A 21,665-nucleotide genomic window follows, 5' to 3' on the forward strand; every position below is an offset into this window, starting at 1 on the left:
CATGAGCACCCCTGCCACTCCCCTGATCGCCGTCACCATGGGCGACGGGGCAGGTGTCGGCCCGGAGGTCACCGTCGGCGCGCTGCTCGACCCGGCGACCCTCGCCCGCTGCCGCCCCGTGGTCATCGGCGACGCCGCGCGACTGCGCCGAGCCGCGTCGATCACGGGACTGGACGCGGAGATCTCAGCCGTGGACTCCCCGTCCGACGCGGTGTTCGCGCCCGGCCGCATCAACGTCATCGACCTCGACCTGCTGCCCGACGAGCTGCCGTGGGGGGAGATCTCCCCGGTGGCCGGGGACGCCGCCTACCAGTACGTCCGGGTCGCCGCCGAACTGGCCATGCGCCGCGAAGTGCAGGGGATCTGCACCGCGCCGCTGAACAAGGAGGCGCTGCACGCCGCCGGGCACCTGTACCCGGGCCACACCGAACTGCTCGCGCACCTGACCGGAACCGAGGAGGTGTCGATGATGCTGTCCACGCCCAAGGTCAAGGTGGTGCACGTGACCACGCACATCGGGCTCGTCGACGCCGTCGCGAAGATCGAACCCGGCCTGGTCGAACGCACCGTGCGACGCGGCGACCGGGCCATCCGCGGTTCCGGGGTCGCCGCACCGCGCATCGGGGTGTGCGGCATCAACCCGCACGCCGGGGAGAACGGACTGTTCGGCTACGGCGAAGAAGAGGAGAAGATCGTCCCGGCGATCGCGAAGCTGCGCGCCGACGGCATCGACGCGCGCGGGCCGCTGCCCGCCGACACCGCGTTCTTCCTCGCCGGACGGGGTGATTACGACCTGATCGTCGCCATGTACCACGACCAGGGCCACGGCCCGGTGAAGGTGCTCGGCATCGAAGCCGGGGTGAACATCACGGTGGGCCTGCCGGTGATCCGCACCTCCGTGGACCACGGCACCGCCTTCGACATCGCGGGCACCGGCACGGCGGGCGTGGGTAGCATGATCGAGGCCATGCGGCAGGCCGCCGAACTCTCGGTCGCCGCTTGAGGTTCCGCGCGGCGATCCGCTCGCACCGAGCTCCCGGTCCACGGTGGACTCGGGGGTGAACCCGACCACGACCCGCTCCGATGGGAGGACGACGATGTCCCGCGGATCACGAGACCGCCGCGCCGCCATCGTGCGGCTGGCCACCACTTCCGGGCTGGCCAGCGTGGACGAGCTCTCCGAACGGTTCGGGGTCACCGCCTCGACCATCCGCCGCGACCTGGCGCAGCTGGAATCGGCGGGGCGGCTCGCCCGCACCTACGGCGGGGCGATGGCGCTGGACCCGCACCAGGAGACCTCGCTGCGGCAGCGCAGCGGCGAGGCGCACGAGGCGAAGCACGCCATCGCGGCATGGGCGGCGCGGCAGGTCCGGCCCGGCGAGACGGTGCTGCTGGACGCCGGGACCACGACGGGCGCGCTCGCCCGCGCGTTGCGCGACGCGCGGGACCTGACGGTCGCCACCACCGGGCTCACCGTGCTGCAGGAGCTCACCAACGCGGAAGGCGTGCGCGTGGAATGCCTCGGCGGCACGCTGCGCCACCTCAGCCAGGGCTTCGTCGGGCCGCTCACCGAGGCCGCCCTGAGCCGGATGACCTTCGACCGGGTCTTCCTCGGCGCCGACGGCGTCACCGCCGAGCAGGGGATCTGCGAGGCGGACCTGCAGCAGACCCGGCTCAAGGAGCTCATGGCGCAGCGCGCGGACCACGTGTACCTGCTGGTGCACTCGACGAAGCTGGGGCGCCGCCCGTTCCACGCGTGGGCGCCACTGCCCGAGCGGTGGACGCTGGTCACCGACGCGGACGCCGATCCGGCCGCCACCGCCCCGTTCCTGAGCCGCGGCGTCGACGTGGTCGTCGCGGACCGGCAGGAGCCGTGATCGGGCTCGGAGAGCCCCGCGCGGAACGGTCCTGCCGCCGGTGCGTCGTCAGCGGCGGAGCCGCTGAGGTTCCGCCCGCTGCGCAGGTCGTGGAAGAGCCCCTCAGCGCCTCCCGCGCAGCGCGGCGCTGACACCGGGGCACTGCCTGCGGGTGGTGTCGAGGAACGCGGCGAGCACCGGGGAACGGTCCCGCGCCCGGAACGACATGACCAGCTCCGGCAGGTCGACCCGCGGGCGCACCTCGCTGATCCAGGTGTCCGGTCGGGGGGCGGCGCGCACGCAGGCCGGGACGAGCCCCACACCGATGCCGCAGGCGGCGAGCCCGACGATGGTGTGCACGTCGCGGGCTTCGGTGGCGCGGCCCAGCGCGGGCGCGTCCTCGCCGAGCAGCCCGCGCAGAGCGGCTCGGATGCGGGGTTCCTCGTCGGCCGGGGCGATGATCAGCGCCTGCTCTCGCAGTTGTTCCGCTCGCACCGAGGCCTGCCCGGCGTAGGGGTGGGCGGCGCCGACGACGGCGACGAGCCGGTCGGTGCCGACGGTGACCGAGACGAGGTCCTCGGCTCCGGCGCCGCGAGCAGCGCCGCGCCCGATGGTGACGTCCAGGTCCCCGGCGAGCAGCGCGGCGGCGCTGCACGCGGTCGACATCTCCTGCAGCTGCAGCCGCACGTCCGGGTGCTCGCGGCCGAAGCGGCCCAGCAGCGGCGGCAGCAGTTCCAGCAGCGCCGAGCCGATGAACCCCAGCCGCAGCCGCCCCGTTTCCCCGCGCGCGGCCCGTCCGGCGTCCCCTGCGGCGGCCGTCATCTCCGCGAGCGCCCGCCGCGCCCGGTCCAGGAACGCCTCCCCCGCCGCGGTGGGGAACACGCCGTGCGGTGTGCGGTCGAACAGCCGGGCGCCGACCTCCCGCTCCAGGGCCGCGATCTGCTTGGACAGCGGGGGTTGCGCGATGCCGATGGCGGTCGCCGCGCGGCCGAAGTGCTGGTGTTCGGCGAGGGCGAGCGCGTAGCGCAGGTGCCGGGCTTCCACCCGTTGAGCCTACGCACGCGACTCGTCATGCCGTTGGGATATCGCGGACGGGCTTGCGAGATATCTCGGTGGATCAGCGGGTGATCGGCGGCTGAACTGGATCCGCGCTCGGGATCACGGGCGCGCACCCCAGCAGGAAGAGCCGCGCCATGACCGCATCATCCGCAGTGGACACCCTGTTCGTGCTCGTGCACGGGGCCTGGCACTCCTCCGCGCAATGGGCGGCCACGCAGCGCGCCCTCACCGCGCGCGGCGCGGCGAGCGTCGCCGTCGACCTGCCCGGACACGGCTTCGACGCGCCGCTGCCGAGCGGTTACGCCGAGCCCGGCCAGCCCGGACTGGACACCGAGAAGTCCGCGCTGGCCGGCACGACGATGCACGAGGCGGCGGCGCCGATCGTCGCGGCACTGCGCACCGCGCGCCGATATCCGCAGGTGGTGCTCGTCTCGCACAGCGCGGGCGGCGGCCCGGCCTCGCTCGCGACGGAGCTCGCACCGGAGCTGGTGGACCTGCAGGTGCACCTGTCGTCGTTCGTCCCGGCCGGGCGGCCCCGGTTCGCCGACTACATCACCGCGCCGGAGAACGCCGACGCGCTCGGCGCGGGCCTGCACGTCGCCGACCCCGAGGTCGTCGGCGCGATGCGGATCAACCCGCTGTCCACCGATCCCTGCTACGTCGAGGAGCTGCGCCGCACCCACTACGGTGACACCCCTGCCGCCTCGTTCACCCGCTGGCGGCACGCGCTGAGCCCGGACCTGCCGATCGCGATCCCGACCAGCGCGGTCACCGTGACCGCCGAGCGCTGGGGCAGCGTGCCGCGCGCCTTCGTGCGCTGCGCCGCGGACCGCGCCCTCACCCCCGCCGTGCAGGACCTGATGATCGCCGAAGCCGACGCGGCCATGCCCGCGCGCCCGTTCGCCGTCCGCACGCTGCCGGGCGGGCACACCCCGTTCGCCGCCCGCCCGGACGACCTGGCGACCGCGCTGATGTCGGTGCTGCGCCGACCGCGAGCCGCCGGGTGATCTCGACCGGAGGAACCGGCGGTGTCCCGGTGCGCCGCGGGAATAGCACTGCGCCCGCGGCGTTGAACCGTTCAGGCCTTGATCCGGGAGCAGAACCGCGATCGAGGTCCCCGAACCGACCGCAAGAGGAGCATGTTCAGTGGGCAACAGCAACGAGGCAGTGGAATTGAGCCCGACCGACTGGGTTCAGGACCAGACGAAGAAGATCCGCGAAACCGGGACCACCGAGGGCCTCGAGATCAAGGGGTCGCCGATCGTGCTGCTCACGTTGCGCGGCGCCCGGTCCGGCAAGCTGCGCCACACGCCCGTGATGCGGGTCGAGCACAACGGCAGCTATGCGGTCGTCGCCTCCAAGGGCGGTGCGCCGGAGCACCCGACCTGGTACTACAACATCAAGGCCCACCCCGAGTTCCCGCTCCAGGACGGTGCCACGACCAAGGAGTACGTCGCCCGCGAGGTCGAGGGCACCGAGCGCGCCGAGTGGTGGGAGCGCGCCGTCGCCGCGTTCCCGTCGTACGCCGAGTACCAGGAGAAGACCGACCGGCACATCCCGGTCTTCGTACTCGACCCCAAGTGACGTCAACGCCCGTCCGGTCGGTCCATCCGGAGTGGTCCGCGTAGGGGGCGGGTGGCGGAACCTCAGCGGTTTCCTCGCCGCGGGATGGATTTCGCGTGTGGCTGCACGACACGCACGATCGCCGTCCTCGCGAGGAACCCGCTGAGAACCCGCCGGTGAACGCCTTGCTCGAGCTGGCCGCTGCTCAGCGGCTCCGCCGCGAGCAGACGGCGCTGCAGGCACCTGGTCGAGGCTCCGAGCGAGCTCAGTCCTGGAGTGCGGCGATGCGGTCCTCCAGGTAGGCGTCCCAGTCCGCCGCGCGGCTGCGCAGGTGCGGGCGGACGTTGTCGTCGGTCTGCAGCATGAAGCGGTTCGCGAGGATCGCCTCCGCGACCTGCTCGCCGACCTGTTCCGGTTGCAGCGCCTCGAATTCCGGGCCGGGCCCGCAAGTCGTGGTCTCCGGCCCGAACGACCGGATCGACCCGGCGATGCCGGTCACCACCGGTCCGGGGCACAGCACGGTGACGCCGATGCCCTGCGGACGCAGGTACAGCGCGAGCCCTTCGGAGAGCTGGATCAGCGCCGCCTTCGACGCCGCGTAGGGCAACCGGTCGTAGGAGTAGGTGAACAGCCCCGCGAACGACGCGGTGTTCACCAGGTGCCCCGATCCCTGCTCCACCAGCAGCGGCAGGAACGCGGAATTGCTGCGCACCACGGACATCAGGTTGATGTCGAGCACCCGCTGCCACTCGGCGACCGGGATGTGCTCGGGCAGTCCCCGGGTCAGCACACCGGCGTTGTTCATCACCACGTCGACCCGGCCGAAACCGTCCAGTGCGGACCGCCGCAGCTCCTCGAACGCGCCCTCCGCCGCCACGTCGCAGGGCACCGCGAGCGCGGATCCGCCCGCCGCCGCGATCTCACCGGCGACCCGCTCGGCGCCGTCCGCGTCGATGTCGGCGATCACGACCCGAGCGCCTCGGCGAACCAGCGACCACGCGGCGGCCCGGCCGATCCCGCTCGCCGCGCCGGTGATCACCGCGACCTTGTCCTGCAGCGTCTCCACGATCGCCCTCCTCGCGCCAGTCGATCAGCGTCGAACCTACGCGAGCGGACGGCGAGCACTCCCCGGAACCTCCGTCGTCACTCCAGCGCGCGCAGGGCGGTCGCGACGTCGGCCACGCAGTCGGCGAAGCCGGACCGGTCGTCCGATGTCCAGCGCGCGAACGCGACCTGGAAGACCGTCACCGCGCTGTGCGCGGCGAGGCTCGCGGTGGGTTCCTCGACGCCGCGCTCGTGCAGCGCCCGGATCGTCGAGTCGGCCATCGACGCGAGCTTGAGCAGTTCGCGCTCTTGCAGGCTCGGGTTCGCGGCGATGATCGCGGATCGCCGCACGGAGCGGTCCCGGCGGTCCCGCAGCAGCTCGCCGCCCGCGACCATCCCGGTCAACGCCGCGTCCAGCGGGGACAGGCCGTCCGGCGCGGCGAGGATCGCGTCGTGGGCGGTCCGCTGCATGGTCTCGGAGCCGTCGAAGAGGACTTCCCGCTTGTCGGCGAAGTGCCGGAAGAACGTGCGTTCGGTGACGCCGGCGCGGGCGGCGATGTCGCCCGCGGTGGTCTGCTCGAAGCCGCGCTCGGCGAAGAGCTCCAAGGCGGCGCGGATCATGCGCCCTTGCGCGTCCGGTTCCCAGCGAGCCATGCCGAGGAGTGTAGTGATGACAGTCGCTGACATCGACTGCTACTGTCGATGTCAGTCACTGACATGAACCAACAGGGGGAGATCGCCTTGCGCATCTTCATCACCGGTGCCTCCGGCTGGATCGGATCGGCCGTCACCGACGAACTGCTCGCCCACGGCTACGCGGTCGTCGGCCTCGCCCGCTCCGACGCCTCCGCCGCGGCCCTGGAAGCCAAGGGAGCCACCGCCCATCGCGGCGACCTCGACGCCCCGGACGGCTTGGCCGCTGCCGCCGCGCAGGCCGACGGCGTCATCCACCTCGCCTTCAAGCACGACTTCTCCGACTACGCCGGGGCGGGCCGCAGCGAGCGGGCCGCCGTCCAGCGGATGCTGGAGGCGATGGACGGCGACCGGCCGTTCCTGCTCGCCTCCGGACTGGCCAAAGGTGACCTGGACCGGCCGCTGACCGAGGACGACTCCGCACCGTTCCACGGCGCCGACTCCGCTCGCGGCGGCAGCGAGAACCTCGCGCTGTCCTACGCCCAACGCGGTGTGCGCGCGGTGGCGCTGCGCTTCTCCGCGACCGTGCACGGCACGGGCGACCCCGGATTCACCTCGGTCCTGACGAAGATCGCGAAGGAGCACGGCGCGGCCGGGTACATCGGCGACGGCTCGACCCGCTGGCCCGCCGTGCACCGCGCCGACGCCGCGCGGATGGTCCGGCTCGCGTTGGAGAAGGCCCCGGCGGGCTCGCGGCTGCACGCGGTGGCCGAGAGCGGAATCCCCTCCCGCGACATCGCCGCCGCCATCGGCGAACAGCTGGGCGTGCCCGTGATCTCGGTCGCCCCGGAGGACGCCGAGACCCACTTCGGCTGGATCGGCGGCTTCTTCGGCATGGACGCCGCCGCGACGAACGAGCGCACGCGAGAACTGCTCGGCTGGACCCCTACCGGCCCGACCCTCCTGGAGGACATCGCCGCCGGGGCCTACGCGCTGCCGGAGTGACCCGTCCCCGTGCTGCTCCGCTCGAACGCGGAGCGGCACAGGCGGTCGCGTCCCGATCCATCACGGCGAGCCGGTGACCACGACATCGTTGTGCACTCCTTGCACCACCAAGCGGTCGTCCTCGTCGGGCGTCACGGACCACAACACGTTCATGGGCTGATCCAGCTCGACGACCGAATCCTCTGGGCGCCCGAGGGACGCGTAGACCACGCGATCCGCCGGGTCCTTGACCCGGACGAACACAAGAACCTCGCCGGCCCCGTTCGTCGCCGACATCGGTTGTCCGGTGTGGACGCCCTTGAGCGCGGGGACCACCTCCCAGGCTCCGGGCCAGACGTTGGGAGCTCCGGGTAGCTCGCTGACCTGCCACAACAAGCCGAGTTCGTCCAATGCGAACAGATGCAGCAATCCGTCACCTCCCAGGGCCACCGTGGGCGGAGCCGCCAGCGGCTTATCGCCGAACGGGTGGTCCGGATGTTCCTCCCACTGGTCCTTGGCGCTTCCACGCTGCGCCCAGGTTCGAAGCCGCTTCGTCTCCAGGTCCAGTGCGAAGACCCGCAGGTATCCGTGTTGGTCGATGTGGACCTTCGGGTCTCCGGAGATCGACGGAACCCCATCCCCGGCACCGCGCATCGGTACCGCGTCGGACCACAGGTCCTTGCCGGGTTCCAGCTGGGTGAGCTGCCACAGCTTGTCGCTGTCGCCCCTGACGAACACTTCGAGGTTTCCGTCCGAGTCCTGGTGCGCCGTCGGCCGTCCTTTCACCTCGTCGACGCCCTCCATCGTTCTCCAGGCGCTTTTCGTGGATCGCACGGCACCGCCGGCCGACAGGTTGTACCGCAACCCGCCGTCCTTGCCGGCCGCGAACGCGACCAGCCTTCCGTTGGCATCCGGCACGATGACGGGGTCGCCGCCGATTCCGCCCCCGATGTTCTCCGGCCCGGCCCACGAACCATCCGGCCGCTGCCGGTACCGGCGGACATCCGCCCCGGCCCGCTGCAAGGTGACGAGGCTTCCGGCAGCGGCCCGGGCGGTGGAGTGGGCGGGAAGTTCGCAGCCGGCGTCGTCCGTGCGCTCCCCGCAAGGCACGGGGCTCGACGTCGCATTTTCGGTCGGGGCGGGCGTTTCCGCGCCCGGTGGTTTCGCTGGCACGGGCGAGGAAAGGCTCGGAGCGGGCGCCGGGGCAGGTCGCGCTTGCGGATCGGACTCGCTCCCGGACCACAGCACCGGTGTCGCGACCGCCGCCACCAGCGCGGCCGTGGTCGCCGCCAGGGCGAGGAGCAACCGTTTCCTCCGGCGGATCACGACCCGCTCCTCCGGAGTCGCGGGCAGTAGCGCGGGGGCCGAGATTCGGGCCGCGTTGGGTGCGATCACCAGGTCGTCGATGCGTTCGCTGCCGCGCTGGCGGGGCCGGGGCAGTCCGCGGCGGTGCAGCTCCCGATCCAAACCCCGGTAGACGTCGCGCATGCTCAGTTCCGCCGGGCCGCTGGGATCGCCGCGGTCGAGCAACCGGATCAGTTCGCCGGTGAACGCGGTGTGCTGCGCCCCGGGCGGAGCGAGCGCGACCTGATCGCGGGCGGCCGAAGTCAAGATGTACCCGCCGTGCACGTCGGCCAGATCGATCGGATCCTGCGCGCTGAGCGTGCCGATCGCACGACCCGAGAAGCAGCAGTCCAGCACGACGACGATCGCGCGGGCCCGGCTCTTGAGCAGGCTCCGCCGGATCGTCGTGAACGGAACGGAACTGTGCTCCAGCCTGTTCGCGTTCGGATCGGTCGCCTTCGTCGCCAAGTACAGCTCGCCATCGGCGCTGACGAACCCGTGCCCGACGTAGTGCACCAGCAGGACATCAGTGGCCTGATCGGCCGCTTCGGCGACGGCGAGCCCCATTCGCATCGGGTCGGCGGAGTCCAGGATTCGGATGATCTGCTCCGAACGCACGCCGCACCGGTTCCGCAGGACGTGGGCCAGATCTTCCATGGTGGACTCGACTGCGGGGACCGGCGGCGCGGCGGCGTCGTTGGCGCAGGCTTGCGTGCCGACCAGGACCACCCTGCTGCCCGGTGAGTTCAACTCAGCCATCGACGCGCCCCTCCAGCCGCGGAGTGCCGGAATTCGCGCCGCCACCGGCGAGCGTCGCCGAGAGCTCGCGCGCGAGCCGACCACGAGTGGCCGCGTCCGCCCGCCGCAGCTGCCGGGCGGACATCGTGATGCCGGTGCCGTCGGCGATTCTGGTGACCGTGCAGGCGACGTCGACGGCCCGATGCTGCAGCCACGCGTTCACGGCGGTCGCGAATCCGGTCGTCGCGGATCCGGTGCCCAGCGTGACGAGGATCAGTTCCGGAACGGTCCCGAGATGACCGGGTTCGGGCGGCCGTTCGACGAGTCGCACACGGCCTCGCAGCTCCGGTTCCTCCGCCAGCCAAGTCCGCAGTGTGCGCAGGTTCTCCGTCGAATCGACACCGGTGATGGAAACTTCCAACTCCACTGGGTCCCCCTGTTGTCGAGTTCGATGCGGCGATACGCGTGACGCCTTCTTCGAAAGCAGCGGAGGCCACGTTAGCGCGAGACGCGATTCTTGCGGAGGCGGCACGGGCTTTTCGGCCGATATTCTCAAGAATTCCGCACGAATGCGGAATAGTGCGACCCAACGGCCATTTCAAGGTCGGGGAGATGACTCGAACCCGGAGATATGATCTCAATTCGACCATCGTGAGAATGGCCCGGACAACCGCGATCCGAGCCGGCTAATCGACCAAGAACCGCACGTGCGGACGACCATCCACAGCGGACACCGAGCAGCGAACGCCGTACACGTCCGCCACGAGCTGCTCGGTCAGCACCTCGGCCGGGGTTCCGGTGGCCACCACCCGTCCGCCGGAGAGCACCGCGAGTTCGTCGCAGAACATCCCGGCCAGGTTCAGGTCGTGCAGCGCGATCACACTGGTCACCGGTAGTCGCCGCACCAGTGCGAGCAGTTCCAGCTGGTGGGCGATGTCGAGGTGGTTCGTCGGCTCGTCGAGGATCAGCTCCGCCGGTTCCTGGGCCAAGGCCCGCGCGATCTGCGCGCGTTGCCGTTCGCCGCCGGAAAGGCTGTGCCAGCGGCGGTCCGCCAGCCCGTCGAGCCCGGTCTGCGCCAGCACTCGCCGGATGATCTCCGCGTCGTCCGGGTTCGCGCCGCCCCATCCGTTCCGGTGCGGGGTGCGGCCGAGGGCGACCACCTCGGTCACGGTGAGGTCGACGTCGGTACCCACCTGCTGCTCCACGACCGCCACCCGACGCGCCAGGTCGCGCCGGGACCACTGCGGCGCTGCGCGCCCGCCGATCTCGATCGCCCCGGAGCTCGGCCGCCGCAGTCCGGCCAGCAGCCGAAGCAGCGAGGACTTCCCGGACCCGTTCGGCCCGAGCAGGCCCACCGTGCGGCCTTCGTCGACGCGCAGGCCCACCCCGTCGAGGATCAGCGTGCCGCCGGCGGACCAGGACACGTCGTTCGCGGTCAGGCTCACGACACCCTCCCCCGCTTGGCCAGCAGCACGGCGAACGCGGGCACCCCGACGAGCGCGGTGACGACGCCGACGGGCACTTCCTGCGGTGCGGCGATGGTCGTGGCCAGCACGTCGACCCACACCAGCAGCACCGCGCCGAGCACGGCGGTCACCGGCAGCAGCGCGCGGTGGCGCGGTCCCACGAGCAGCCGCGCGGCCTGCGGCAGCACCAGCCCGACGAACCCGATCGCACCGGCGGCGGCGACCAACGTCGCGGCCAGCAGAGCGGTCGCCACCAGCAGCACCGCCCGCAACCGCGCCACGCGGACGCCGAGGGAGGCGGCGGCGTCCTGCCCGAACGCGAACGCGTCCAGCGCCCCCGCCCGCGACAGACACAGCACCAGGCACACCGCGCACACCACCGCGGAGATCGCGACGTCGTTCCACCGCGCGCCGGACAACGAACCCAGCAACCAGAACAGCACCCCGCGGGTCTGCTCCGCGTCCGCCGAGGTGATCACGATGTAGGAGGTGAGCGCGGAGAACAGCTGGGTGCCCGCCACCCCGGCGAGCACCGTGTGCCCGGCCGCGCCGCCCGCGACCGACGCGAGCAGCATCACCAGCGCGAACGCCACCAGCGCCCCGGCGAACGCACCCGCGGTGAGCCCGATCGCGCCGGCGCCGAACCCGAGCACGACGACCGACACCGCGCCGGTGGACGCTCCGGCGGACACGCCGAGCAGGAAGGGGTCGGCGAGCGGGTTGCGCAGCAGCGATTGCAGCACCGCCCCGCACACGCCGAGCCCGGCACCGCAGATCGCGGCCAGCAGCGCCCTCGGCAGCCGCAGCTGCCACACGATGCCCTGCCCGATGCGGGACACGTCGGTGTCGAGCAGGCCGAGCCGATCCCCGACCACGCTGCCGACGTCGCCGACGGTGAGGTGCGCCGGTCCGAGCGTGACCGCGACCGCGATCGACAGCAGCAGCGCGGGAATCCCGGCGAGCACGATCGCGACCGGTGGCAGTCGTCCGGCGGACAGCCCGGCGGACGGCGCAGCCGTCACCGCTGCCGGTCCATCTCGACGAGCCGGTCCGCGAGCCGTTCGATGCCCTGCACGGTGCGCATGCTGACGTTGAGCTCGGTGCCCGTCATGCCCATGAGGTGCTCGTCGCGCACCGCCGCGAGCCGGGACACCGCCGGATCCTCGTGCAGGAACCGGGTTTTCGCCTCGATCCCGTCGCCTTCGCCGTCGCGGGTGAGGTCGCCGAGCACCAGCAGGTCCGGGTCGCGCGCGAGGACGTCCTCCCAGGACACCTGCGGCCACATCGAGCTGATGTCCTCGTAGGCGTTGCGCACGCCCAGCACGCGGGTCATGACCGCGGGTGATCCGGTGGAGCCCGCCATGTACGGGGATTCGGTGCGGGCGAACCAGAACAGCACCGAGGTGTCGGCGCGGGAATCGAGCGCGGCGACCTTCCGCTGCGCCGCAGCGACCCGGCCGCGCAGCTGCTCGGTGAGCGCGTGCCCGCGTTCGGGGACGCCGAACAGGTCGGCGATCTCCTGCACCTCGCGGTAGATGTCGTCGAGCTCCACCGGTTTCGACAGCGGCGCCTCCTCCGGGAGGCAGTTGCTCGGCGACAGGTACGTCGGCACGCCCAGCTCACCGAACCGCTCGCGGTCGGCGACTCCTTCGTCGGTGAACACGGCCTTGTAGGCGCCCAGCACGAAATCCGGTTCGGTGCCCAGCACGGACTCGAACGACGGGTTGTTGTCCGCGAGTCGCGGCACCCGCGAGTTCGCCTCGGCCAGCGCCGGATCCACCGGGTCCGTCCAGGTCGCGGTGCCCACCATCCGGTCCGCCAGACCCAGCGAGAGCATGATCTCCGTCGTGGACTGGTTCAGCGACACCGCGCGCTGCGGTGGCGCTTCGACGGTGACGTCGGTGTCGCAGTTGCGCACCGTCGTCGCGGCCCCGGTGCGGGCGGTGTCGTCGTCGGCGGCGGGCGCGGCGCACGAGGTCAGCAGGGCGGCGGCCAGCGCCACCAGCCCGAGACGTAACGAGCGGGCGTGCGAGAACGGCATGTCACGAAGTTCCTCACCCCGGACTCAGGCGCGGAGTCCGGCAGGCTGCGACCCGGCACCGCCTGCGGTCCGGGGAGCCGGCCAGGTCTTCGGGCTCGGGTTCACCGGGCGAGGTCCCTTCCCGGACCGGGAGGTCCAGTGGTTCCGGCCGTGGCCGTCCTCGCCCATCGCCCCTACCGCTGCGCGTCAGCTCCGGCTTCCGACCGGATTCCCTGCCCTCACGGGCGCGACAGGCTCCCGAGCACCCTAACCGGGCACACCACTACGCCATCAAGGTGATGTTCCTCGCCGTAGGACTTCGGAAGCGGAGTGGCCCGCGCAGCGGGTCGGGTGGCCGAACCTCAGCGGCTTCCTCGCTGCGGGATCGATTTCACGAGTGGTTCCGCCACACGCGAAATCGCGCCTCGCGAGGAAGCCGCTGAGAATCCGCCGGTGGTCACCTTGCTCAAGCCGGTCACGGCTCAGCGACTTCGCCGCTGAGCAGCACGCGGAACGAAGGCCGCTGGGAGCGGATTCCTCACCACGTGGCGGGGAGTCGGACGATGCCGTTGCCCATTTGTTCGTCGTCGTCTTCGGTGCCGACGGGCATTCCCACCTTTTCGATCGGGACGGCGAGGCTGAGGTTCGGCAGGCGGCGCAGGAGTGCGCCGTAGAACTCCTGGAGTTCGATGCGCGCCAGCGGGGCGCCGTGCGACAGGCCGTGGCTGAACGCCAGGTGCGGGTTGGGGCTGCGGCCGACGTCGAAGGTCTCCGGGTCGTCGAAGACGCGGTCGTCGAACTACGGCGAGTAGTGGCCGCACAGCACCAGGTCACCGGCCTTGATGACGATGCCGCCGATCTCGATGTCCTCGCCGGCGTAGCGGGGCTGGAAGGACTCGTCGACCTTGCTCAGCCGCAGCACCTCTTCGACGGCGGTCTCCAGCAGGCCGGGATCGCGCACGACGCGTTCGCGCTGCTCGGGGTGCGAGGCGAACAGCGCGATCCCCGCGCTGAGGTTCGTCGGCGTCACCAGGTACGAGAAGCTGATCGTGGAGATCAGCTCGCACACCGTGCCGTCGTCGATCTCCGCCTCGCGCAGCGCGGAGATCAGGTGCTCGTCCGGTTCGCGGCGTTTGGTCGTGACCAGTTCTCCCAGGTAGGCGAACAACTCCTGGGCGCCGACGGCCACCTCCTCCGACTCGTCGAGCCGTCCGGACCCGGCCAGCATCGCCATGAACCGGTCGTACTCGGCGACTCCGAGCAGGTCGCAGAGCACTTCGAACGGCAGCGGCAGCGACAGCTCCGCGTGCAGGTCCACCGGTGGCGCGGACGCCGTGAGGCGGTCAAGGTGCTCGGCGACGCGCTCGGCGACCCGCGCCCGCAGCGCGACCATCCGCTTCGCGGAGAAGCGCGGGGTGAGCGCGGCGCGGGTCTTCACGTGGATCTCGCGGATCGTCGCTGCGCACCGGGGTGTCCAGCAGCGGGCTGTCGAGGTAGTGGGGCCGGTTCTCCGGGTCGAGGTGGGAGCGGCCGATGCGGCGGTCCTTGAGCAGTTGCTTGAGCTCGGCGAGCCGGGTCACCAGCCAGGCCTCGTCGCCGGAGCGGGTGCGCATCTTGACGACGGGGCCGCGTTCGCGCAGCTGCCGCATCAGCGGGCTCAGCCTGCCGACCACGGCCCCTTCTGATCTCAGCAGCGGCAGCTCGTCGACGGTCATGGATGTGTCCTCCGCGGCGGGGCAGCGATCATGGTCGTGCCGCCGACGTTGGGCCCGATTCGCTGGGGAAAAGACCACACCGCGGGGTGCGCGGACACCACCCGCGCGCCGGGACCGCGGCAGGCGGTGTCGCTCCGAGCGCGGAGGTTCGTTCAGCTCGCGTCGTGTTTCGCGACGGCCCGGTCGATGTCGTCGGCCAGGAGGTGGTGGTTGAGCGCGATCGCGGCCTTCGACCCGGCGGCTGCCGCGTTGACGAGCTGGGCGGGGCTGTCCGAGACGTTGCCCGCCGCCCACACGCCCGGGACGCTGGTCTGCCCGGACGGGTCGACGCGCACCCAGCCGTTGTCGTCGGCAGCGCACCCCAAGGAGGTCAGCAACTCGTCCTGAGGCACGAACCGGGGGCCGACGAAGACCGCCGCCCGCGGAACGATCCGGCCGTCGGCGAGCTCCACGGCGGAAACGGCATCGTCCTCGGCCACCACGCGCGCGACCTCCCCTTCGACGATCCGCACCCCGCGTGCGACGAGCCGGTGGCGTTCGTCGTCGGTCAGCGTGATGTGGTGCGGGAAGAACACGACGTCGTCGGACCACTGCCGAACCAGTTGCGCTTGGTGCAGGGTGAAGGGCCGGTTGTCGCCGCCGATCACCGCCAGCGCGGTGTCGCGCGCTTCGTAGCCGTGGCAGTACGGGCAGTGCAGCACGTCGTGTCCCCAGCGCTCGCGCAGTCCGGGGATCTCCGGCAGTTCGTCGCGCAAGCCGGTGGCGACCACCACGGCACGCGCGGTCAGCGCGCCGCCGTCGTCGAGGTGGACGGCGAATCCGCCGCCGTCCGCGTGTTCCAGCCCGGACACCCGCACCTCGCGGATCTCCGCGCCGTAGGCCCGGGCCTCCTCCTTTCCGATCTTGACCAGCTCCGCCGGGTCCGCCCCGTCCCTGGACGGAAATCCGTGCAGGTGCGCGGAAGGCGCGTTCCGCGGCTCGCCCGCGTCGAGCAAGGTGACCTGCCGCCGGGACCGCCCCAGCATCATCGCGGCGGCCAAGCCGGCGGCTCCGCCGCCGACGATCACAACGTCCATTTCCAGCATGCTCATCTCCACGATCTCGGTTTCCTTCGGACTCCGGGGCACGCACGCCGGAATTCGCCGTGAGCGGCGAGCGGACCGCGACCCCGCCCGGCGTTCGCCGCCTGGAGGACGGATATCCTCGTACTGTAACGAGTAGTTCGCTGGTTAACGAAAAGGTGGCGATGTCCTTTCTGCAGGCTCGGACGATCGAACTCTGGGACGTCAACAACCCGGACCTCGACACATCCCCGATGGCGGTCGTCGCGCTGGTCAACCGCATCGCGGCCGTGCTCGAACAGGCCACGGAGCAGCTCTACGACAGCGCCGCGCTGACCCCTGCAGAGGTCAAGCTGCTCGTCCCGCTCCGCTACCTGGAAGAACCCGTGACCGCGGCGTACTTGGCCGCACAGCTCGGGATGTCCCGGGCAGGGGTGAGCAAAACCCTGGCCAAGCTCGAAAAGCGGGGCTTCATCGCTCGTTCGGCGAAACCAGCCGACCGCCGCGCCACCCTCATCAGCATCACGCCGGAAGCCGAGCGCGCCATCGGCGACGTCTTCCCCCGCGAGCTCGAAGCCCACGCGCGCCTGCTGGCGGGCCTCGGCCGAGAGCGCGACACCGTCCTCACCTCCCTGCACCGACTCGCCGACACGATGGAATCCCGCATGGCGGGGGGAAATGCTTGAGCTTCCCCGGCGACGCGCGTCCGACACGCCGAGCCCCGCGCCGATGACCGTCGATCATCCGGCAAGCTGTCCGGACTGATCCGGCGAACGGCGCCCAAGACGATCACCCGTCCGGTGGATGTTCGCGGGTGGCGCGACCGGTATCGGTGACGGGCGCGGGAACTCCGGGGAGGCGACGCATGCGACCAACGGGCTCCGATGAGCGTGCCGTGCCGGACGAGTCGAAGATCGGGCGGGCGGCGGCAGCGGTGCTGCACACCGCGCGGTCGTTCCGCGCGGCGGCGACGGGATTGCTCGCGGAGCCGGATCGGCTGCGGGCGCTGGCTCGGAAGCAGTACGCCGACTCCCACCGTCGGGAGGTGCACGAGCGGCTGCGGGAGATGCCGGTGAGCAGGCTCCGCGAGGCGGCGGACGGGCGGCTCCGGCTGGGTGAGCTGGAGCGGTCCGCGTTCCGCACCGTCGCGGACGTGGCCGCCGCCGGACCTGATCGGCTGCAGACCGTCCCGGGAGTCGGCCCTGCGACCGCTCGGGACGCCGTGGCCGCCGCCGAGCGGCTCGCGCAGGCGACCGCGCTGGACACCGTGGTCCGCATCGACCCGGATCGGCGCGGTCCCGCGGACACCGGGCTGCTGGCGACGCTGCGGGCGCTGGAGATCGCCGGGCGGCAGGTGTCAGCGCGGCAGGACGAGGCGCGGCGCGGGGTCGGCGCGATCGACGAGCTCGAACCGGTCGCGCGCCGGGCCGCCAGCCGGTTCCGGATGTTCTTCACCGGCCGCCGCAGCAAGAACGCGGCACTGGAAGCGTTGGGGCGACTGGAGAATCTGCTCCACGACTCGAGCGTCGGGCGGGTGAGCACCGCCGCGAACGAGGTCGCCGGGGCCGAAGAGGGACTCTCCCCCGACGAGCTGTGGCGGGACTACCAGCGGCGCGCCGCCACGTACAACACGCTGCTCAGCGAGCTGACCGGCCGCGCGAGCACCGATGCGAACTCGGCGACCGGGCACCTGCCGCCGGAGCAGGAGCGGCGGGTCACCGCGACCTCGCTGGACAGCCGGCTGATGCGGGTCGCGTTGCGCGGGTACCAGGCGTTCGGGGCGAAGTTCGCGCTCGCCCGGCGGCGCTGCATCCTCGGCGACGAGATGGGGCTGGGCAAGACCGTGGAGGCGCTCGCCGCGATGGCGCACCTCGCGGCCGGGGGCGCGAAGCACTTCCTCGTGGTGTGCCCGGCCAGCGTGCTGATCAACTGGGTGGAGGAGACGTCCCGGCACAGCGCGCTCGTCCCGCACCCGCTGCACGGCCCCACCCGGGACGCGGACGCGCGCGAGTGGCTGCGCGACGGCGGTGTCGCAGTCACCACCTTCGACACCCTGCAGCGGCTGCGGCTGGACTCGGCACCGCTGGCGATGGTCGTCGTGGACGAAGCGCACTACATCAAGAACCCGCAGGCGAAGCGGTCCCGGGCCGTCGTGTCCCTCGTGTCCGGAGCCGAACGCGCGCTGCTGCTCACCGGCACGCCCATGGAGAACCGGGTCGAGGAGTTCCGCACCCTCGTCGGCTACCTGCAACCGGAGGTGGCGCGGAAGCTCGACGCGCGGGACGCGCTGTCCCCCACCACGTTCCGCAAGGCCGTGTCGCCCGCGTACCTGCGGCGCAACCAGGAGGACGTGCTCACCGAACTCCCCGAGCTGATCGAGCTGGAGGACTGGGTGGAGCTCGGCGGGGCCGCCGAGTCCCGCGCCTACCTGGCCGGGGTGCGCGACGGGAACATGATGGCGATGCGCCGCGCCGCGTACGCGTCGAGCCGTTCCGCGAAGCTGGAGCGGTTGCGCGAGATCGTCGAGGAAGCCGCCGCCGAGCAGTGGAAGGTCGTGGTGTTCACCAACTTCCTCGACGTCATCGACACCGTGCGCGCCGCCCTCGGACCGGCTGTGATGCCGCTGGCGTTGACCGGCGGCCTGTCCGCCCGGGGCAAGCAGGACCTGATCGACGAGTTCACCGAACGCGAGGGCCACGCCGTGCTGCTCGCCCAGATCCTCGCCGGTGGCACGGGGCTCAACATCCAGGCCGCGAACGTCGTGATCCTCGCCGAGCCGCAGCTCAAACCCAGCACGGAGGACCAGGCCATCGCCCGGTGCCACCGCATGGGCCAGACGCGCAAGGTCCACGTGCACCGCATCCTCGCCAAGGACAGCGTGGACGAGCGCCTCACCGAGACCTTGGAGGCGAAGTCCGGCCTGTTCGACGCCTACGCCCGCGAGAGCACCGCCAAGCTCGCCGACCCGGAGGCTCTGAACACCTCCCCGCTCGCCGAACAGCGACACGACGGCACGGCCGCCGAACAGCGCATCGTCGCGGCCGAACGCCACCGCCTCGGCCTCGGCTGAGCCCGGAACGGCTCGCGCGCGCCGCACGGGCGCGTTACCGACTCGCGCGAAGAGGAGTCGTTAGCGCACCGCTCCGTGCCCTTCGGTCCCGCCTCGGCACCCCCGGACAACCACGGGTGCACTGATCGCGTCGCTTGGCTGACCCGATGGACGAGCTGGGAGCGACAGCAGATGAGACGAACAGCAGCGACCTTGGTCGCCACCGCCGGACTGCTCGCGGGATCGGTCGGGCAGGCCGCGGCGGTCGGGAGCTGGGCGGAGGAACCGGTGCCGACGACGGCCGAGACCGCCAAGTTGACCGCCGCGGGCAGCGCCCGGGGCGAGTCCTGGGCCTTCGGCTACAACGGCGGGAACCCCAAGATCCAGACCAGTGCGGTCTACCGCAAAGGCGAGCAGGGCTGGCAGGAGGTGCCGCTCGACAGCATCGGGCCGTTGGGGGACGGCGCGGTCCTCGCGCCGAACGACGTCTGGACGATCGGAATGTCGGCCAAGACCGGGTCCGGCAGCTCGGCGCACTGGGACGGCCAGAAGTGGACGCGGATCGGCCTCGATCCGCTGCCCGGCAAGTACGTGCGGCCACTGGCGCTGAAGGCCTTCGCCTCCGACGACGTGTGGACGGTCGGCCAGACCTATTCCACGCGCGGCCTGGCGCAGCACTGGGACGGCGCGGCGTGGACCGACGTCCCCGTCCCGGTGCTGGAGAACGGGGGCTACTCGCTGGTGGACGTCGACGGCGTGGCCACGGACGACCTGTGGTCCGTCGGCAGCGTCCCCTCGACCTCGCGCAGCGTCGCCCTGCACTGGGACGGCGCGACGTGGGCGGAGGTGCCCGCCCCGGACTTCGATCCGAACCCCGACGTGCCGGAGGCGCTCACCAACGTGCTCGCCCTCGCGGCGGACGACGTGTGGGTCGGCGGCCACACCGGCGAGTCGCAGCAGAAGGTGCCGTACACCGCGCACTGGGACGGCACCGGGTGGGAGGTGTTCAACCTCCACGAATCGGGCCACGTCACCGACCTGATCCAGGTCGGCGACCAGGTCCAGCTCTTCGCGATCGGCCCGAACCTCGAACCCCTGTGGCGGATCTGGGAAGGCAGTAGCTGGCAAGGTGCGCTGGCACCGCCCAGCGTCCGGGTGGAGGGCGCGGCCGTCCAAGACGACGGTGCCGTTCTCGGCGTCGGCTACACCGGCTCGGGCGACGCGCTGGAGCCGTACACCGCTACCTACCACGAGTGACCGGAAGCTCAAGCACCTGACGAGCCCGGTCCAGCGTCCGCCTCCGAACACTGGACCGGGCTCGCGCGGCTACCAGGTCACCGGCAGGGCGTGGAGGCCGAAGAGGGCGGCGGCGTTCTTCAGCGGGATCTCGTCGAGGGACGCTGCCGGGCGCAGGTCGGGGACCTCGCGGACCAGAGCGTTGTAGAGATCGAGTGGCCGCTTTCGGCGGGATCGCGGTGGATCCTCGGGAGAGGACGAAGACAGGAGTCGGGCGCGCGTCGCCCCGGCCCGCGAAGTAGGCGTCCACGCTCCGGCGGTGAACATCTCCACGAATGCGGAATCAGGCATCGGGGAAATCATTGGTCCTCGCTTTCCGCATCGGCTCGATCGGCGATCTTGATGAGGGTTCTCCCGGTGTTCGCGCCGCTCAACATGTCCAGGAAGCCCCGCGGGAGTCGTCGACGCCCTTCACCGCGGTCTCCCGGCAGGACGCTTCGCCGCGAGCGAGCCAGCCGCCCATCTCGACGAGGAACCGGTCCTCCACGTTCTCGTAGCGGCCCACCAGGAAACCGCGCGTGGTGATTACTCCGCCGATGGCCTGCACCAGGTTCCGCGGACCTAGCACCTCGCCCACCGGACGGCCCGATTCCACCCCCATCAGGAGCAAGAATTCCCAGTACGCACCCCGCACGGCGTCCGCGGCGCCGCCATCACCGGAACCCTCCCCCTGGAACGCGCGCACCAGCCCCGCACCTTGGACGAGTTCACCCACCGCACCATCGGTGCGGCCCTCCGCGGCTGAGCCGACCGACCCCGTCGACCGACCTGTTCGGCCCACGAGGCATCGCCCGGGCCGCTCGCACGATCCCCGCCTCGCGCAGCGCCCGGTCTCGCACCACCTCGGCAGCGGCGACGCATCCACCCCGCAGCGCGGACACCGCCGAGGTCTTGACCCACCACGCGGGCCATCCGACAGGACTTCTCACCGCACCCCGCCGTTGGAGGCGCGAGTCTGGAATTCGTGTGGCAGCAGGGGGATACGCACTCCTCACCCGCGATGGCGCGGATGCGCGCGTGCCGCTTCGCGGCCCCTCTGCCGCATCCGCGAACGCCCCGAGCTCAGCGGCACCGGGAGTTCTGCGGCGAGCGGGACGTCGTCGTAGCCGCCGACGGGCGATGCCCGTGCGGCCGGGAGGCGCGTTCGCCTTCCCGCCGTGCGGCGGCGGACCGGGTGTTCCGGGGCCGCAGCGGGGTTTTCGGGTGCCGCTTCGCTCGGCTCGGTTCCGGTTCGGAGCACGTCTCGCACCGGAACGTCTTCTCGCGGCATCCGCCGAACTCGACCACCTGGAGCGTTCGACGAGGCCCCGTTCCCATCGAAGGGGCCTCGCCGAATCAGCCGGTCGCTGCCGGATCGATCAGAGCTGGTAGACCCACAGCTCGTACACGCCGACGGCGTTGCGGCGGCACTCGTGGCCGGGGCTCATGCCGCCACCGTGCCAGTCGTCCCACGCCGGCTCGCAGGCGGCAGCGGTGTTGTACCAGTTGCCGGTGCAGACGTAGCCCTCCGCCGCCGCGGGCGCCGCCGTGGCCGGCAGCATTCCGATCCCGAGCGCGGCGCCGGTCGCAAGCTTCTTCACATCGCCCCCCGTTGACCGCCAGGACTGCGCGCCGGCCGGATCCGAGCGTTCTCCTCGGCCGGCATCGCCTCAGCGCGGGCGGGGATGCGACGGGGTCTCCTTCACCGCGCGGCGCACTCACCGCTCGGCGAGCTGATGGCCGGATCCGTCCCCGCACCACTGGGTCGAGCGGAACACCGGTCGGCCGGTCGCGCGGACCGCGGCCGGGCTCGATTAACCAGGGAACACTTCCCGAACTCCGCACTCGGCCGCGTCCG

Annotated in this window: 22 protein-coding genes and 1 riboswitch; of the genes, 8 read left to right on the top strand and 14 right to left on the bottom strand. The window is 71.7% G+C overall.

The genetic code is table 11. From position 1 onward, the window contains the following. Nucleotide 1 precedes the first annotated feature (1 nt). Nucleotides 2-1,003: a 4-hydroxythreonine-4-phosphate dehydrogenase PdxA gene (gene pdxA / locus OOZ19_RS07810; protein ID WP_266089343.1), complete on the top strand. Its 1,002-nt coding sequence runs from the start codon at nt 2-4 to the stop codon at nt 1,001-1,003. A gap of 94 nt (nt 1,004-1,097) precedes the next feature. Continuing rightward, entirely contained in the window at nt 1,098-1,877 is a 780-nt protein-coding gene (locus OOZ19_RS07815; RefSeq protein ID WP_266089344.1) for a DeoR/GlpR family DNA-binding transcription regulator, read from the top strand. Between the two features lie 102 nt (nt 1,878-1,979). On the opposite strand, the gene OOZ19_RS07820 is transcribed toward OOZ19_RS07815, so the two are convergent. Continuing rightward, nucleotides 1,980-2,900, bottom strand: coding sequence for a LysR family transcriptional regulator (locus OOZ19_RS07820; protein ID WP_266089345.1), 921 nt, complete (start codon nt 2,898-2,900; stop codon nt 1,980-1,982). A gap of 149 nt (nt 2,901-3,049) precedes the next feature. Between OOZ19_RS07820 and OOZ19_RS07825 the strand changes: the two genes are divergently transcribed. Beyond that, nucleotides 3,050-3,922: an alpha/beta fold hydrolase gene (locus OOZ19_RS07825; protein ID WP_266089346.1), complete on the top strand. Its 873-nt coding sequence runs from the start codon at nt 3,050-3,052 to the stop codon at nt 3,920-3,922. A gap of 139 nt (nt 3,923-4,061) precedes the next feature. Continuing rightward, nucleotides 4,062-4,499, top strand: coding sequence for a nitroreductase family deazaflavin-dependent oxidoreductase (locus OOZ19_RS07830; protein WP_266089347.1), 438 nt, complete (start codon nt 4,062-4,064; stop codon nt 4,497-4,499). Nucleotides 4,500-4,743: 244 nt separating this feature from the next. Here OOZ19_RS07830 and OOZ19_RS07835 read toward each other — a convergent pair whose 3' ends face one another. Continuing rightward, on the bottom strand, nt 4,744-5,544 hold the full coding sequence (locus OOZ19_RS07835; RefSeq protein WP_266089348.1) for an SDR family oxidoreductase: 801 nt from the start codon (nt 5,542-5,544) through the stop codon (nt 4,744-4,746). Nucleotides 5,545-5,621: 77 nt separating this feature from the next. Further along, nucleotides 5,622-6,176, bottom strand: coding sequence for a TetR family transcriptional regulator (locus OOZ19_RS07840; RefSeq protein WP_266089349.1), 555 nt, complete (start codon nt 6,174-6,176; stop codon nt 5,622-5,624). Between the two features lie 87 nt (nt 6,177-6,263). Here OOZ19_RS07840 and OOZ19_RS07845 point away from each other — a divergent pair, with 87 nt between their 5' ends. Beyond that, a complete protein-coding gene (locus OOZ19_RS07845; protein ID WP_266089423.1) occupies nt 6,264-7,160 on the top strand; it encodes an SDR family oxidoreductase in 897 nt (298 codons plus the stop codon). A gap of 60 nt (nt 7,161-7,220) precedes the next feature. Here OOZ19_RS07845 and OOZ19_RS07850 read toward each other — a convergent pair whose 3' ends face one another. The 8 genes from OOZ19_RS07850 to OOZ19_RS07885 all read right to left on the bottom strand — a co-directional run bounded on the left by OOZ19_RS07850 (nt 7,221) and on the right by OOZ19_RS07885 (nt 15,507). Then, nucleotides 7,221-9,242, bottom strand: coding sequence for a caspase, EACC1-associated type (locus OOZ19_RS07850; RefSeq protein ID WP_266089350.1), 2,022 nt, complete (start codon nt 9,240-9,242; stop codon nt 7,221-7,223). Then, nucleotides 9,235-9,648, bottom strand: coding sequence for an effector-associated constant component EACC1 (locus OOZ19_RS07855; protein ID WP_266089351.1), 414 nt, complete (start codon nt 9,646-9,648; stop codon nt 9,235-9,237). Before OOZ19_RS07855 ends, OOZ19_RS07850 begins: the two co-directional genes overlap by 8 nt. Nucleotides 9,649-9,907: 259 nt before the next feature. Continuing rightward, the gene (locus OOZ19_RS07860) at nt 9,908-10,666 is read right to left on the bottom strand and encodes an ABC transporter ATP-binding protein (RefSeq protein WP_266089352.1); all 759 of its coding nucleotides are present in this window, start codon (nt 10,664-10,666) and stop codon (nt 9,908-9,910) included. Next, on the bottom strand, nt 10,663-11,709 hold the full coding sequence (locus OOZ19_RS07865) for a FecCD family ABC transporter permease (RefSeq protein ID WP_416309409.1): 1,047 nt from the start codon (nt 11,707-11,709) through the stop codon (nt 10,663-10,665). Before OOZ19_RS07865 ends, OOZ19_RS07860 begins: the two co-directional genes overlap by 4 nt. Continuing rightward, nucleotides 11,706-12,728 carry an ABC transporter substrate-binding protein gene (locus OOZ19_RS07870; RefSeq protein WP_266089353.1) on the bottom strand — a complete coding sequence of 341 codons (1,023 nt, stop codon included), beginning with the start codon at nt 12,726-12,728 and terminating at the stop codon, nt 11,706-11,708. The genes OOZ19_RS07865 and OOZ19_RS07870 overlap by 4 nt, the downstream gene beginning before the upstream one ends. An 83-nt stretch (nt 12,729-12,811) precedes the next feature. Further along, nucleotides 12,812-12,942, bottom strand: a riboswitch (cobalamin riboswitch). Between the two features lie 564 nt (nt 12,943-13,506). Further along, nucleotides 13,507-14,145, bottom strand: a complete 639-nt coding sequence (locus OOZ19_RS07875; RefSeq protein ID WP_266089354.1) for a cytochrome P450 — start codon at nt 14,143-14,145, stop codon at nt 13,507-13,509. Continuing rightward, entirely contained in the window at nt 14,051-14,422 is a 372-nt protein-coding gene (locus tag OOZ19_RS07880) for a hypothetical protein (RefSeq protein WP_266089355.1), read from the bottom strand. The genes OOZ19_RS07875 and OOZ19_RS07880 overlap by 95 nt, the downstream gene beginning before the upstream one ends. A gap of 152 nt (nt 14,423-14,574) precedes the next feature. Then, nucleotides 14,575-15,507, bottom strand: coding sequence for an NAD(P)/FAD-dependent oxidoreductase (locus OOZ19_RS07885; RefSeq protein WP_266089356.1), 933 nt, complete (start codon nt 15,505-15,507; stop codon nt 14,575-14,577). 59 nt (nt 15,508-15,566) lie between these two features. On the opposite strand from OOZ19_RS07885, the gene OOZ19_RS07890 reads away from it, so the two are divergent. The 3 genes from OOZ19_RS07890 to OOZ19_RS07900 all read left to right on the top strand — a co-directional run bounded on the left by OOZ19_RS07890 (nt 15,567) and on the right by OOZ19_RS07900 (nt 19,789). Then, on the top strand, nt 15,567-16,169 hold the full coding sequence (locus OOZ19_RS07890) for a MarR family winged helix-turn-helix transcriptional regulator (RefSeq protein WP_266089357.1): 603 nt from the start codon (nt 15,567-15,569) through the stop codon (nt 16,167-16,169). A gap of 179 nt (nt 16,170-16,348) precedes the next feature. Next, nucleotides 16,349-18,553, top strand: a complete 2,205-nt coding sequence (locus OOZ19_RS07895; RefSeq protein ID WP_266089358.1) for a DEAD/DEAH box helicase — start codon at nt 16,349-16,351, stop codon at nt 18,551-18,553. A 171-nt stretch (nt 18,554-18,724) separates the two neighbouring features. Next, a complete protein-coding gene (locus OOZ19_RS07900) occupies nt 18,725-19,789 on the top strand; it encodes a hypothetical protein (RefSeq protein ID WP_266089359.1) in 1,065 nt (354 codons plus the stop codon). 69 nt (nt 19,790-19,858) lie between these two features. Here the strand turns inward: OOZ19_RS07900 and OOZ19_RS07905 are convergent, their stop codons facing one another. The 3 genes from OOZ19_RS07905 to OOZ19_RS07915 form a co-directional block, all read right to left on the bottom strand. Further along, on the bottom strand, nt 19,859-20,119 hold the full coding sequence (locus OOZ19_RS07905) for a hypothetical protein (RefSeq protein ID WP_266089360.1): 261 nt from the start codon (nt 20,117-20,119) through the stop codon (nt 19,859-19,861). Between the two features lie 79 nt (nt 20,120-20,198). Continuing rightward, complete coding sequence (locus tag OOZ19_RS07910; protein WP_266089361.1) at nt 20,199-20,543, bottom strand: hypothetical protein; 345 nt, start codon at nt 20,541-20,543, stop codon at nt 20,199-20,201. Nucleotides 20,544-21,186: 643 nt separating this feature from the next. Next, nucleotides 21,187-21,408 (bottom strand): hypothetical protein, encoded by a 222-nt coding sequence (locus tag OOZ19_RS07915; RefSeq protein ID WP_266089362.1) that lies wholly within the window; start codon nt 21,406-21,408, stop codon nt 21,187-21,189. Between the last annotated feature and the right edge of the window lie 257 nt (nt 21,409-21,665).

This window comes from Saccharopolyspora sp. NFXS83 (genome assembly GCF_026241095.1).
Classification (GTDB): domain Bacteria; phylum Actinomycetota; class Actinomycetes; order Mycobacteriales; family Pseudonocardiaceae; genus Saccharopolyspora_C.